This is a genomic window from Rahnella sp. PD12R, from assembly GCF_019200965.1.
In the GTDB taxonomy this organism is placed as follows: domain Bacteria; phylum Pseudomonadota; class Gammaproteobacteria; order Enterobacterales; family Enterobacteriaceae; genus Rahnella; species Rahnella laticis.
The window spans coordinates 91809-105982 of sequence record NZ_JAHTMS010000008.1; the positions used below are offsets into that span (position 1 = coordinate 91809).

Annotated in this window: 11 protein-coding genes; 6 read left to right on the plus strand and 5 right to left on the minus strand. The window is 54.8% G+C overall.

Annotation, left to right across the window (positions count from 1 at the left end; genetic code table 11):
• Positions 1-13 precede the first annotated feature (13 nt).
• Entirely contained in the window at positions 14-1039 is a 1026-nt protein-coding gene (locus KWG64_RS16830) for a TerC/Alx family metal homeostasis membrane protein (RefSeq protein ID WP_218522537.1), read from the plus strand.
• Between the two features lie 88 nt (positions 1040-1127).
• Here KWG64_RS16830 and KWG64_RS16835 read toward each other — a convergent pair whose 3' ends face one another.
• The gene (locus tag KWG64_RS16835) at positions 1128-2348 is read right to left on the minus strand and encodes a glycosyl transferase (RefSeq protein WP_152326270.1); all 1221 of its coding nucleotides are present in this window, start codon (positions 2346-2348) and stop codon (positions 1128-1130) included.
• A 119-nt stretch (positions 2349-2467) separates the two neighbouring features.
• Positions 2468-3304: a mannosyl-3-phosphoglycerate phosphatase-related protein gene (locus KWG64_RS16840; RefSeq protein WP_218522538.1), complete on the minus strand. Its 837-nt coding sequence runs from the start codon at positions 3302-3304 to the stop codon at positions 2468-2470.
• A gap of 213 nt (positions 3305-3517) precedes the next feature.
• Here KWG64_RS16840 and smrA point away from each other — a divergent pair, with 213 nt between their 5' ends.
• Together smrA and apbE are read left to right on the plus strand one after the other, a co-directional pair.
• Positions 3518-4084 (plus strand): DNA endonuclease SmrA, encoded by a 567-nt coding sequence (gene smrA / locus KWG64_RS16845; RefSeq protein ID WP_218522539.1) that lies wholly within the window; start codon positions 3518-3520, stop codon positions 4082-4084.
• Positions 4085-4190: 106 nt separating this feature from the next.
• Entirely contained in the window at positions 4191-5240 is a 1050-nt protein-coding gene (gene apbE / locus KWG64_RS16850) for an FAD:protein FMN transferase ApbE (protein ID WP_195823330.1), read from the plus strand.
• A gap of 5 nt (positions 5241-5245) precedes the next feature.
• Here apbE and KWG64_RS16855 read toward each other — a convergent pair whose 3' ends face one another.
• Entirely contained in the window at positions 5246-6148 is a 903-nt protein-coding gene (locus KWG64_RS16855) for a LysR substrate-binding domain-containing protein (protein WP_218522540.1), read from the minus strand.
• A gap of 122 nt (positions 6149-6270) precedes the next feature.
• Here KWG64_RS16855 and KWG64_RS16860 point away from each other — a divergent pair, with 122 nt between their 5' ends.
• Positions 6271-6885, plus strand: coding sequence for an FMN-dependent NADH-azoreductase (locus KWG64_RS16860; protein WP_218522541.1), 615 nt, complete (start codon positions 6271-6273; stop codon positions 6883-6885).
• A 15-nt stretch (positions 6886-6900) separates the two neighbouring features.
• On the opposite strand, the gene glgX is transcribed toward KWG64_RS16860, so the two are convergent.
• A complete protein-coding gene (gene glgX / locus KWG64_RS16865) occupies positions 6901-9183 on the minus strand; it encodes a glycogen debranching protein GlgX (protein ID WP_218522542.1) in 2283 nt (760 codons plus the stop codon).
• A gap of 215 nt (positions 9184-9398) precedes the next feature.
• Between glgX and KWG64_RS16870 the strand changes: the two genes are divergently transcribed.
• Positions 9399-10343, plus strand: a complete 945-nt coding sequence (locus tag KWG64_RS16870; protein WP_218522543.1) for a 2-hydroxyacid dehydrogenase — start codon at positions 9399-9401, stop codon at positions 10341-10343.
• Between the two features lie 184 nt (positions 10344-10527).
• Entirely contained in the window at positions 10528-11481 is a 954-nt protein-coding gene (gene cbl / locus KWG64_RS16875) for an HTH-type transcriptional regulator Cbl (RefSeq protein WP_152326262.1), read from the plus strand.
• A 724-nt stretch (positions 11482-12205) separates the two neighbouring features.
• Here the strand turns inward: cbl and KWG64_RS16880 are convergent.
• On the minus strand, positions 12206-14149 hold the full coding sequence (locus KWG64_RS16880) for an exoribonuclease II (RefSeq protein ID WP_195823336.1): 1944 nt from the start codon (positions 14147-14149) through the stop codon (positions 12206-12208).
• Positions 14150-14174: the final 25 nt, after the last annotated feature.

Here is a 14174-nt window from a genome sequence, read left to right on the forward strand (position 1 = left end):
TAGGAAAGGTGTAATGCAGTCTGATTCTCTGGGATTCCCATTCGAAACGACCGTGGTTTTTGTTGTCGTGGCCGTCGCCGCGCTGCTGATTGATATCTTCGCGCATCGCAGCCACAAACCGATTGGCCTGAAAAGCGCTTCAATCTGGACCGTCTTCTGGATTGCTGTTTCTCTCAGCTTCGCCGGTTTTTTGTATATCCATCATGGCAAAGAAGTCGCCAGCCTGTTTCTGACCGGTTACGCACTGGAGCAGGTATTGTCCGTGGACAACCTGTTCGTGATTATGGCGATTTTTGCCTGGTTTAAAGTGCCCGATGGTTATCGTCATCGCATTCTTTACTGGGGCGTCATCGGTGCCATCGTTTTCCGCGGGATTTTCGTGGTGATCGGCACCAGCCTCCTGGCGCTGGGGCCGTGGGTTGAAATGGTGTTTGCCGTTGTCATTTTGTGGACGGCGATCCTGATGATGCGCGCTGGTAACGATGATGAAGAGAATGATGATTACTCGGATCACATCGCTAACCGTCTGGTGCGCCGCTTCTTCCCGGTGTTCCCGAAACTGGTGGGGCCGCATTTTCTGGTCAGCAGCGAGCAGGTCGAAGCTGAACTGGCGAAACCGGAAAATCAGGGCTTCAGCTTTACCGTGAAGAAGGGTGTACGCTACGCGACGCCGCTGTTGCTGTGTATTGCCGTTGTGGAAATCTCCGACCTGATGTTTGCTTTTGACAGCGTGCCTGCGGTCATTGCCGTCAGCCGCGAACCGCTGATTGTTTATTCCGCCATGATGTTCGCCGTGCTGGGCTTACGTACGATGTATTTCGTACTAGAAGCGCTGCGCAAATATCTGGTGCATCTGGAAAAATCTGTGATTTTCCTGCTGTTTTTTGTTGCAGCAAAACTGGCGCTGAACTCAAGTAATCATCTGTGGCATCACGGGATAGAAATTGAGGCGTTAACCAGTCTTTACGTGGTGCTGGGTGTGCTGGCGCTGGGAATTGTGGCCAGCTTACTTTTCCCTGGCAAAAAAGAATCTGCCTAGTTTCTAATCCGTAATTCGCTGGTCAGTTCCATAAAAAAACGCTGCTATTGCAGCGTTTTTCTTTTCTGTTTTCAGAATCCTCAGGGCGTTACACGTCGCCTTCGTTATCTTTTTCCACCGCTTCATGAATGCGATCCAGCATGTCCGGAAAAGCCGACTGCACACGGCTCCAGCTCGGAATAAACGGTTTTTCACTCGGCGTATCCACAAACGCCTGACCGGCTTCCATGATCGCGCCGGAGAAGAGTTCTACTGCGGATTCTTCACTGTGGCGGTCAAACGACAGGCCATTCATCCGCGCATCATTCTCAAAACTGTCAATCATATCCAGCGCGTTGCGGTAATAGGTAGCTTTCAGAATACGGAACGACTCGCTGGTGATATTCACGCCGAGAATTGCCATCTTACGGTACAGCGCTTTGGTGATATCAATACTCATGCGCTGCAAACCGTTGGTGGCGTCATCTTCTGACATCGGCTGATGCTTGTGATCGTAATTATCAGCGATGTCTACCTGACAGATACGGCGCGTTGCGGTATTGCGGTGAAGTTCGGACAACACACCGATTTCCAGACCCCAGTCGCTGGGAATGCGCAAATCATTCAGAACGTGCGTACGCATGGCGAATTCACCGGAAAGCGGATAGCGGAAGGTACGCAGATATTCCAGAAAATCCGAATGACCATAAACAATTTGCAGCGATTTGAGCAGCGGGAACACGAGCAGACGCCCGACGCGGCCGTTAAATTTCCCGTCCGCCACACGGGCGTAATAGCCCTTGCAGAAATCGTAATGGAAATTCGGGTTTGCCACCGGATACATCAGACGCGCCAGCATGTCGCGGCTGTAGGTGACAATGTCACAATCGTGCAGCCCGACCACCGAGGTGCGGCGCGATGCCAGCGTATACCCGGCGCAGAACCACACGTTGCGGCCTTTGCCCGGTTCATTTGGCGACAGATTTTCTTTTTTAAGCTCTTCATCCAGCGCCTTCAGACGCGGGCCGTCATTCCACAAAATACGGTGACGCTGCGGCAGGCGGGAAAAAAACTCGCGGGCAAATAAAAACTGATCGCGGTCTGCGCGATCTAAACCTATTACGATTTCTTCCAGATAGGGGACTTTTGTCAGCTCATCAACAATATGGGTCAGCGCCGGGCCTTCAAGTTCAGAAAACAATGAAGGTAATATTAATCCCATTGAACGGCGGCCTGAAAACACCTGCAAATCGTATTCCAGTTCTTCAACTTTACGGTTAGTCAGGTTATGAAAATTAGTGATTACACCATCCTGATAAAAATCGCTCATACGGTATTCTCCAATTTTAGAATAGATAAAATTATTGGAAGTCTTATCGGTAAAACAAAGAGCAATAAACAATGCAAAACCCGGCATTGAATAAACAACTTTCCCTTTAACGCCTCCCTTTAGGGAAGGGTAATAAAATGATTCAGCCCCTGGCTCCAGCCGTGCGGGCCAAACTCCGTGGTACGAAATACCCGTGAGCCGTTCCCGTCGTTCACCGGCATCTGATGCTCGTGATAGCCTTTAATCACCACGGCGTAATCCACGGTCTCCAGCATCGATAAATCGTTCGGACCATCTCCCAGCCCGATACTGGCGACCGGCACGCCGCGCTGTTGCCGGTACAGTTGCGACAGCCATTGCACCGCCTGACCTTTTCCGGCGTCGGTGCCCATGATTCCGGCGTCGGTGCCCATGACATGCCAGAAGCGGCCGCCGCGCGTAAGCGCCAGACCTTCACGGGACAGGCACTTTTTCAGATGTGCAAAATCCAGATCGTTACCAAACCACACCAGCGGTTCGGACGCTTCGCGCTGCATCGCCAGTTCAGCCTGTGCTTCAGATAAGCCCGTCCAGACTGCGACCTGTTTTGGCGTGACGTCACCAAAGCCGCGAAACTCAAAATCATAACGCTGGCGCAAATCGACCAGCGCCTGACGGATATCGCTGTAACGGGCACCCATGACGTGAACCGGTTCCTGTTCATGCGTTTGCCAGCCGGGCGGCAGGTGGATAATCGCCCCGTTTTCTGCAATAAAAGGCTGATGCGTTAAGTGCAGGGCGGTCTGTAATGCCGCGACCTCGGCGGAGGTTTTACTGGTGGTCAGAATTAACGGGACATTCGCGGCAGCCAGTTTATCCAGCCACGGCTGCGCGGGTTTCCAGCTGTAATCGTGATGGTCGAGCAGTGATCCATCCAGGTCTGTGAAAATAATTAAGGGATCATCAAGGTACGGCATCTTTTCTCCTCAATTTGACGGGGTTACAGAAGCGCATTGGTCGGAATGCTTTTCTGCCCCAGCAGCTAAGTATAGATTCAAAAATGACTTTTACCGGTTATCCGGCTATTTCAGAATTCTTTACCGGCGTTCATCAGACGGAACCCGGCTTTACCCGCAGGGCATTTGCAGGGATAATTTACCCCGGTCCCACCGCTGAAAAAGAGGTAAGAAATGAGCGATGATGATGATTTATTCAGTCAGGAAATGGCGGGAGTGCAGCCTCTGGCGTCGGATAAACGGGTGGTCTACCTCAGGAACTCAGCCACAGGGAATAAACCGGAAAGCGGTGATGCCGCCGAAAAGCGTGAAAATCCGCTGACCACCGGTTTTCTGAATATCCAGCCGTGCGACGAGCCGCTGGAATACAAACACGACGGCGTACAGCAGGGCGTGCTCGACAAACTCCGGCAGGGGAAATATCCGCTGGAAGCCAGCCTGAACTTGCTGCGTAAACCGGTCGAACAGTGCCGGCAGGAGCTTTTTGCTTTCTTCTGTCAGGCGCAGGCGGAGAATTTACGCACCCTGTTAATCATTCATGGCCGTGGCCGGGATGACGAAAGCCACGCCAATATCGTGCGCAGCTACGTCGCCAAGTGGCTGAAACAGCTTGATGACGTGCAGGCTTTCAGCGTGGCAATCCAGAAAGACGGCGGTGCGGGCGCCTGCTACGTTGCGCTGAAGAAAACAGCGCAGGCCAAACAGGAAAACTGGGAGCGCCACGCCAAGCGCAGCCGCTGACCCGAAAACTTTGACAGAAACTTTGTTGCGTCGTGGTTTAAGCGCGACCCCTTAATGTCCTGATACTTTTTCTGCCCGGCAACGGGCACTCAACTGAGCCATTTTCATGTTTTCAAAACCGGTTTATGTAGGTTGCACACTGTTGCTGTGTGCGGTGAGTCTGCTGTCTGCCTGCGATGGTGGCGCATCTGATGCAAAAGATGCGCTGGTGATTGAAGGGAAAACCATGGGCACGTTTTACCGTGTCAGCCTGGCGGGAGTGGATAAAAACCGGGAAGCCTCGCTGCGTGAACAAATCGAAGCGCAGCTCAAAGAGGACGATCACGAGCTGTCGACCTACAAAGAAGACTCGGTTTTATCGCGTTTTAACCAGTATCAGGGCAACGTGCCGCAACCGGTCAGCGCGGGAATGGCGGACGCCGTGGTGACGTCAATGCGCATTGGTCAGCTGACCGGCGGCGCGATGGACATTACCGTCGGACCGCTGGTAAATCTGTGGGGTTTCGGCCCGGATAAACAGCCGGTGAAAATGCCGACGCCGGAACAGATTGCGGATGCCCGTCAGCGCACGGGTTTACAACATCTGAAAGTGATCCAGCAGAGTGACGGGCAATATCTGCAAAAAGATTTGCAGGGGATGTATGTCGATCTCTCGACCGTTGGCGAAGGTTACGCGACCGATCATCTGGCGCGCCTGATTGAAGGTAACGGTATCAGTAATTATCTGGTGTCGGTGGGCGGTGCGGTGGTTTCACGCGGACACAATCCGAAGGGTAATCCCTGGCAGGTGGCGATTCAGAAACCGACGGACAAAGAGACGGCGGTGCAGGCGATTGTCGATTTGCAGGGCATGGGGATCAGCACCTCCGGCAGCTACCGTAATTACTACGAGCTGAACGGCAAACGGCTGTCGCACATTATCGACCCGGCGACCGGTTCGCCGATCACCCATAAGCTGGTTTCTGCGACCGTGATTGCGCCAACCGCGCTGGAAGCGGATGGCTGGGACACCGGCCTGATGGTGCTGGGCACCCACAAAGCGCTGGCGCTGGCGGAGAAAGAACATCTGGCGGTGTATCTCATCACCAAAGAGGGCGACACGTTCAAAACCTACATGTCGCCGCAGTTCAAAGCCTACCTGAAAGATCCGGAATAACCGTTTTACAGCGTTCCGTGCAGTTTCCCGGCCAGAAAATCGAGAAACACGCGTAACGCCGGAGACTGACCTTTGTGGCTGGCATACAGCGCCGAAATCTCAGACGGCGGTGTTTGCCAGTCCGGCAGAAAATAGTGCAGCCTTCCTGACGCTAAATCCTCTTTGCACGCCGTTTCCGGCAGCAGTGCAACGCCCAATCCGTCCACTGCGGCCTGACGCAGCACCAGCAGATTATTGCTGATCATCTTCGGCGTTAATTCTACTTTGCGGGTACCGTCTTGCGGATGCGACAGTTCCCAGTGGCTCGCCGCCCACGGCGTTTTGCGCACCAACGTTGGCAGATAACTCAGCTGATCCGCTGAGGGGGCGGACGTCAGCGCTGCAATAAACGCCGGGCTGGCAACCAGCACGTAGCGAAGCAGGCCGAGCGCTTTACGGTACAAACCGGAATCATCGAGCGGCTCGCTGTGCGAATGCACGGTGACGTCGAAATTCTCCTCCAGCAAATCCACCGACCGGTTGATGGCCAGAAGCTCCAGCTGGATATCGGGAAACCGGGTCAGAAATTCCGTCATCAGCGGAGCGACCACCATTTCCGCCATCATCACCGGCGTACACACGCGCAGCAGCCCGCGCGGGTTTTGCTGCAAATCGTCGATGACCTGCCGCGCCGCCTGGGCCTGTTGCAGTAATTTCTGGCATTCAACCGCGTAGCATTCACCCAAGCTGGTGACTGAAAAGTGGCGCGACGTGCGTTGCAGCAAACGTACGCCGAGGCGGGTTTCCAGCGCGTCAATCCGGCGGCTGAGCAGGGATTTCGACACGCCCAGCGCGCGGCCTGCGGCGGTAAAACCCTGATGTTTCACTACGGCGGCAAACAGCGCCATGTCGTTGAGATCTTCCGTCATCGGTGAAAGCTTCCGTCGTTGCATTAATGGGACGATGTGTTGCGATATTAGGTATTTTTCATCATTACAACAACGATTACCCTGTATTCATGCAAACAAACTTATTGAAACAGGATAACCCGATGAAAATTTTACACCTCGATTCCAGCCCGTTTACCACGGGTTCTGTCTCCCGCGAGCTTTCTGCCATGATTGTCGCCGAACTTTGCGCACGTAATCCCGGCGCAGAAGTCACCTACCGCGATCTGGGCGTCACGCCGCCGCCTCATCTTTCTGCCGCCGCCATGAGCCTGCTGCACAACGCGCAGGATGAAGTGATTACACCGCAACTTCAGGCGGAACTGGACGGGATTTATCAGTCCATCGAAGAGCTGACGGCCTGCGACGTACTGGTGATTGGCGCGCCGATGTATAACCACGCGGTCCCGAGCAACCTGAAGGCCTGGATTGACCAGGTCTGTCAGAAAGGGAAAACGTTCCGTTATACGCCACAAGGCGTCATCGGGCTGATCCCCGGCAAAACGGCGTTTATCGCCTCAACCCGTGGCGGCGTTTACAGTACGGAGGAAGGCAAGTTGCATGATTTCCAGGAGCCGTATCTGACCTCTATTCTGGAACTGATGGGCGTGTCGGATTGCCACATTATTCGTGCGGAAGGCGTGAGCCGTCAGGCCATCGGGCGTGAGAAAGGGCTGGCGCAAGGGCGCGAAACGCTGCTTCAGATTTTGAATGCCTGAAGCAGCGCGGCGGGTTCAGTGCTTGGCGGTGCTCACCAGTTCAAACAGCACGACGGTTCGTGACGTACAGATGTATTCGCGGCCAAACTCAAAGTTATGCTCATTCACATCATCGGGCTGGAAAGTATCAAGAATATGACGCCAGCCTTCGCCGTGCGCCACGGACGGGAGCGTGAACACGACATCTTTATGCGAGGCGTTAAACAGCAGCAACACCGTGCTTAATGACCCCTGACGCAGCAAGCCGGTCGGCTGTGCTCGCCCATCAAGCAGCATTGCGATGCATTTTGCGTGCGGATCTTTCCATGCGGCATCGGTCATTTCCGGCCCTTGCGGCTGGAACCAGCTGACGTCTTTCACGCCGAGTTTTTCATGCACCGCGCCGGTCAGAAAGCGGCCACGGTGCAGGATCGGAAAACGCTTTCGCAGGGCAATCAGCCGGTAAGTGAAGAGCAGTAATGACTGGCCTTTTTCCTCAATATTCCAGTTTACCCACGCGATATCGGTGTCCTGACAATAGGCATTGTTGTTGCCGTTTTGCGATCGCGCGAATTCATCACCGGCGAGCAGCATTGGGGTGCCCTGCGAAAACAGCAGCGTCGCCAGCATATTGCGCATCTGCCGCAGCCGCAGTTCATTGATCGCCGGATCCTCCGCCGGGCCTTCCACGCCGTAGTTCGCCGAAATGTTGTTATCGCTGCCGTCTTTGCCGTTTTCGCCGTTGGCCTCGTTGTGCTTGTTCGCGTAGGACACCCAGTCGTTAAGCGTGAAACCGTCGTGCGCGGTAATAAAGTTCACCGACGCATAAGGTTTGCGCCCCCGGTGATTAAACAAATCTGCCGAGCCGGAAAGTCGGGTGGCAAACTGCGCGAGCTGGCCTTCGTCGCCGCGCCAGAATTTACGCACCGTGTCGCGGAACCGGTCATTCCACTCCATCCAGCCCGGCGGGAAGCCACCGACCTGATAGCCGCCGGGGCCGCAGTCCCAGGGTTCTGCAATCAGCTTGCACTGGCTGAGCACCGGATCCTGGCGGCAGGTATCGAGGAAACCGCAGCCTTCGTCGAAACCGTAGCTTTCGCGCCCGAGAATGGTCGCCAGGTCAAAGCGGAAACCGTCAACCTGCATTTCGGTCGCCCAGTAGCGCAGTGAATCCGTCACCATTTGCAGCACACGCGGATGGCTGAGATTGAGCGTATTGCCGGTTCCCGTGTCATTGATGTAATAACGCTTATTGTCCGGCATCAGGCGGTAATAGCTGGCGTTATCGATGCCTTTGAACGAGAGCGTCGGGCCAAGTTCATTGCCTTCCGCCGTGTGGTTGTAAACCACGTCGAGAATGACCTCAATATTCGCCGCGTGCAGCGTGGCAATCATCTGCTTGAATTCATTCACGGTGTGCGTCGCCATATATTGCGGGTGTGGCGCGAAGAAACTCAGCGTGTTGTAACCCCAGAAATTATGCAGCCCTTTATCCTGCAAATGCCGGTCATCGGTGAACGCATGAATTGGCATCAGCTCCACCGACGTCACGCCGAGCGAACGGAGATATTCCACGATGTGCGGCGTACTCATCCCCGAAAATGTGCCGCGCAAATGCTCCGGCACCGCCGGATGACGCATGGTGTAACCGCGCACGTGCGTTTCATATATCAGCGTTTTTTCCCACGGGATATGGCGTTTGCGCGAGCGCGCCCAGGAAAATGCCGGATCGATAACGCGGCACTTTGGCAAAAATTCCGCACTGTCGCTGTTATCAATGTGCAGGTCTTTCTTCGCGCTTTGCATGTCATAAGCAAACAGCGCGTCGTCCCATTTCAGTTCGCCGACAATTTGCTTGGCATACGGATCGAGCAGTAATTTGGCCGGATTAAACCGGTGGCCGTCGTGCGGCGCATAAGGGCCGTGAACGCGGTACGCATAAAGCAGGCCGGGGCGGGCGTCCGGCAGATAGCCATGCCAGACCTCATCGGTGTATTCGGGCAGTTCAATCACGTCATACTGCTCACCGGCTTCATTAAACAGGCACAGCTCAACTTTTGTGGCGTTGGCGGAAAACAGCGCAAAGTTTACGCCCAGACCGTCCCAGGTTGCGCCGAGCGGGACGGGCAATCCTTCGCGCACGCGGGTGGTGTGTCCGGAATCGAAGCTGCGGACAATTTCGCCGTCGCTGTAAGGATGAATGATGCGGACACCCAAACCGTCAACGGCGATATCAACCTGTGCATGAGATGGGACGGTGCGGACTTCGTCCGCCGTGGCTGTGGGTTTACTTGTCTTACCAGATCGGGCCTTTGTCATACTCGACGTCACTCCGTTTCAGGGAAATCTGACAAAAAAATACCGAAAGAGGCCTGTCTGCGCATGCACAGGCAATATCAAGGAGTGTAGACCGGACTGGCAAAATTGACCTGAAAACCGCGAAAAGCTGTACAAGCTGAGAGGCTTCGTCAATAGTGAAAATGAAAAGCTAGCCTGCTAGTGATTATAAGAATTCATCCCCGAGGATTTCCTTTATGACCATCGCTTTGCTGAGCCACATCGAACTTGATGCGGGTTACCCTGAACGGTTTGAAGCTGCCGGATATTGCCTGCATTTCGCCACCACGCCGGAACAGCGCGCCAATATTGACCCGGACATTGCACGAACCCTCCGCGCCATTTTAACCATCGGCACCATTGGTGTGAGCGCGGCGGAAATCGCGGCATTGCCCGCGCTGGAAATCATCTGTGCGCAGGGCGTCGGCTTTGAACATATCGATGTGGCGGCGGCAAAACAGCGCGGCATTCTGGTCACACACGGGCCGGGCACCAACAGTTCTTCTGTTGCAGATCACACGCTGGCGCTGATGCTGGCAATCACCCGGCGGATCCCGCAGTTCGATGCTGCCGTGCGCGCCGGAGAATGGAAAAAAACGCGCTGGAATGTGGACGGAATGGCCGGTAAACGACTGGGGATTATTGGTCTGGGCAACATCGGTGCGCTGATTGCCCGCCGCGCCGCCGGTGGCTTTGATATGGACGTGGGATATCACAACCGCCGTGCGCAGGAAAACAGCCCGTATCAGTATTTCCCAGGCGTCACAGAACTGGCCGCCTGGGCGGATTATCTGGTTGTCGCCACGCCTGGCGGTGCCAATACCACCCGGCTGGTGGATGCGGAGGTTTTGAAAGCACTGGGGGAAAACGGTTATCTGATTAACATTTCGCGGGGCAGCGTGGTGGACAGTGACGCGCTGATCGCCAGTCTGCAACGCCGTGAAATCGCCGGAGCCGCGCTGGATGTGGTTGACGGAGAACCGAAAGTGCCGGCAGAAATGCTGACGCTGGATAATCTGGTGCTGACGCCGCATGTGGCCGGGCGGTCGCCGGAATCTGTCGAAAATATGATGACGCTGGTGCAGTCAAATCTGGATGCCTTTTTTTCAGGTCAGCCGGTCGTGACGCCGGTGCCTGAATAATCCGCCGGTTTATTCACACGATAATGAGAGAAAACGCCGCCTGCCGGCGTTTTTTTATGGGCGTTGAAAATCCGGTGAGCAGGCTATAGTCGTAAAAAGCATAAGTAACCGCTTTTTCTTATTTGTCTGGCATAGCGACAGATCGTAACAATAGGGTTTTCAGGCAGAACAGAGGCAGACAGCGGTGAATTTTCAACAACTCAAAATTATACGTGAATCCGCGCGATGCAATTACAACCTGACCGAAGTCTCGAACATGTTGTTCACTTCGCAGTCAGGCGTCAGCCGTCATATTCGCGAGCTGGAAGATGAACTGGGCGTTGAGATTTTCATCCGTCGCGGCAAGCGTCTGCTGGGGCTGACAGAACCGGGCAAAGAGCTGCTGGCCGTCGCCGAGCGCATTCTCAACGAAGCGCAGAATATTCGCCGTCTGGCCGATGTGTTTTCGAAAGAAGACGCGGGCGTACTGACCATCGCCACCACGCACACGCAGGCGCGTTACAGTCTGCCCAAAGTGATCAAAGCCTTCCGCGCGATTTATCCGGGCGTGCGGCTGGAACTCCATCAGGGCTCGCCGCAGGAAGTGCTGGCGATGTTACTGAGCGGGCAGGCGGACGTGGCCATCGCCAGCGAAAAACTGATGAACGACCCGGCGGTGGCGGCGTTCCCGTATTACCGCTGGCATCACGCGATTGTAGTTCCGCAGGGCCATCCGCTGACGTTGCAGCACCCGGTCACGTTGCAGCATCTCAGCGAACAACCGCTGATCACTTATCGTCAGGGCATCACCGGGCGTTCCCGCCTGGATGAAGCCTTCAGCCGCGCGGCGCTCAGCGCGGATATCGTACTCAGCGCGCAGGATTCTGACGTGATTAAAACCTACGTCGAACTGGGATTAGGCGTGGGGATCCTGGCAGATAAAGCCTTTGAAGCCGCGCGCGATACCGGCCTTCAGCTGATTAACGCAGAGCATTTGTTCGAAGGCAATACTGTCTGGCTGGGGCTTAAAAAAGCGCAGTTGCAGAGAAACTACGTCTGGCGGTTTATCGAATTGTGTAATCCGGGGTTATCGGTGAATGAGATCAAGGAGAAGGTGTTTGCGGTAGGGGATGAGCCGGTCATTGACTATCAGATTTGATGGTATGAGGCGTCATACGGGCGCCTGATAATTCAACTTTCAACTTTAAGACCTTGGGCTCGCCGCCCAAACTGGCCCAAAGGGTTTTAAACGAAACCCTTTGGAATCCTGCGTTTTTTTAACTGCGCGCTATCGCTCGCTGGCTATGTTTCAGTAACCCCATTTATTGCCGCAAAATCCCGCCGCTGCGCGGTTCCTTTCAGTCGGATTACAAACCGCGCGAAAAGATACGCGGTTTTCCACCTCTCCTTTCAGCGTGATTTTTGAAAGCGGCCAGGGGTTTTTTAGTTCACAACCTTACTGTGCCATTTATTATTCTGAAAAACGAAAAAGCATGAAAATCGATTCTTTTGAACGGTGAGATGGCGCGCTCAGAAATTTTGCTGACCGAGGGTTCGAGACCGAAAGGCTCGAAGCCCTCGGGGAAGGTACCGCGCAGCGGCAAGATTTCGCGCCACACGCAGGAGGAACAGAACATGTCCGTCGTCCCAGCGGTAGCGCGTGTTGTAAACAAGCGTGGGAGATCAAAGAGGGAGGTGCTTTCCTCCCTCTTTGTCGGTTTCGGCGCTGCGAGTTAAGTGAACACTGTTATTGAAAAACCGAAATTTTCTCGATCCCGATCGCAAACCAGCTCTTCCAAAGGCGCCCGCGCTCGCCCAAAGCGCATAAAAAAAGCCGATTCCTGAGAACCGGCTCTGATGCACATCAAACGACCAGGCGTTCGCTAAGCTGCAGGCTTGGCAATCACATTGCGATTTTCCATCCGCACTTCGGCGATATTGACATCAATGATGTCACTCTGACGATAGGCGACTTCGCCTTTAATCAGCACGGTGCCGGTGTCTGCACTGCATACCAGCTCGTCGCGCACGCTGTGCAGGAACGGAGCAGGGATGAAGGCAACGGCGCCGATATCTTGCAGGCGGACGCGCAAACCACCGCGGGTCACGTCGATAATTTCAGCGCTGAATTTCACATCCGTGCCGACTTTGTCTTCCAGATAACGGGCGTACAGCCAGTCACCGACGTCGCGTTCGGCCATGCGGTTCGCCCGGCGGCGTTCGGCCAGCTGAACGGTCATGTCGTCCTGAGGTTTCTCAGCAGACTGTTGCAGGATCATCGCTTTCAGCAGACGGTGGTTCACCATATCGCCGTATTTCCGGATAGGTGATGTCCAGGTCGCGTAAGCTTCCAGACCCAGACCGAAGTGCGGCCCCGGTGTGGTGCTGATTTCTGCAAAGGTCTGGAAACGACGGATACGGCTGTCAAGGAACTGTGTTGGCAGGGCATCCAGTTTCCGGCGCAGCGCGCAGAAACCTGGCAAGGTCAGCAGTTCCTGGGCGTTAGCTTCAACGTCATTGGCCGCAAGCACGGTAACCGCGTTTTCAACCAGCAACGGGTCGAAACCGGTATGCACGTTGTAAACGCCGAAACCGAGGCTGTCGCGCAGTGCAATGGCTGCACAGACGTTAGCGGCGATCATGGATTCTTCAACGATGCGGTTCGCGATACGGCGGTGCTCGGCGATGATTTCCAGCACGTTGCCTTTTTCACCCAGCACAAAGCGGTAATCAGGACGATCTTTAAACACCAGCGCGTGTTCGGTGCGCCATGCACTGCGTACATCGCAAACGCGTTTCAGCAGACGGATTTGATCAGCAATCACATCGCTGGCCGGTTGCCATGCGCTTTTCTCATCTGCTTCCAGCCAGTCGGACACATCGTCGTAGGCCAGTTTTGCTTTAGATTCGATAGTGGCGGCGAAGAAACGAATGTCGCTGCCCAGCGCGCCATCGGAGCCCAGCGTGACGGAGCAGGCGAGAACAGGGCGGCTGACGTCCGGCCACAGGGAACACACGTCATCGGACAATTCACGCGGCAGCATCGGGATGTTAAAGCCCGGCAGGTAGTTGGTGAATGCGCGTTTTTTGGCGATGTTATCGAGTTCGCTGCCTTCGGTGACGTACGCCGTCGGGTCAGCAATCGCGATAGTCATCAGCAGGGTGCCGTCGCCGTTGTCTTTCACATACAGCGCGTCATCCATGTCCTGCGTGCTGCCGCTGTCGATGGTGACAAATGGCAGGGCAGTCAGGTCTTCGCGGGTCAGGCCTTCCTCGCGCAGTTCAGCGATGTCAGATTTTGGCGCTTCACGTTCAAGATTATGACGGGCCAGCGTGACCCACCACGGCGCGAGATCGTCGGTGCCGGTGGTGATCCATTCGGTGATTTCAGCCTGGAAGCTGTGATCGCCTTCTTTCAGCGGGTGGCGGCGCATTTCGGCCACGCACCAGTCGCCGTCACTGACTTCGTGATTGATGTTGCGCGCAACGCGACACTGGATCGCATCACGTAATAAAGGATGGTCGGGGATGATAGAAAGACGGTCGTCTTTTTTCGTCACGCGGCCCACAAAACGGCTGAGGAAAGGTTCAACCAGTGTTTCCGGCTGGACGACTTCACGCTCTTTTTCGGTTTGCAGCGAGGCGATTACGCGGTCACCGTGCATGACTTTTTTCATGTACGGAGGCGGAATGAAATAGCTTTTTTGACCGTCTACTTCAAGAAAGCCAAAGCCTTTCTCAGTCCCTTTTACGATGCCTTCGACACGTGGAGTCTGAGAGTGAAGTTGCTGTTTTAGCTGCGCGAGCAGCGGGTTATCTTGAAACATATCGTCCAGAGAATTAGGGTTAATG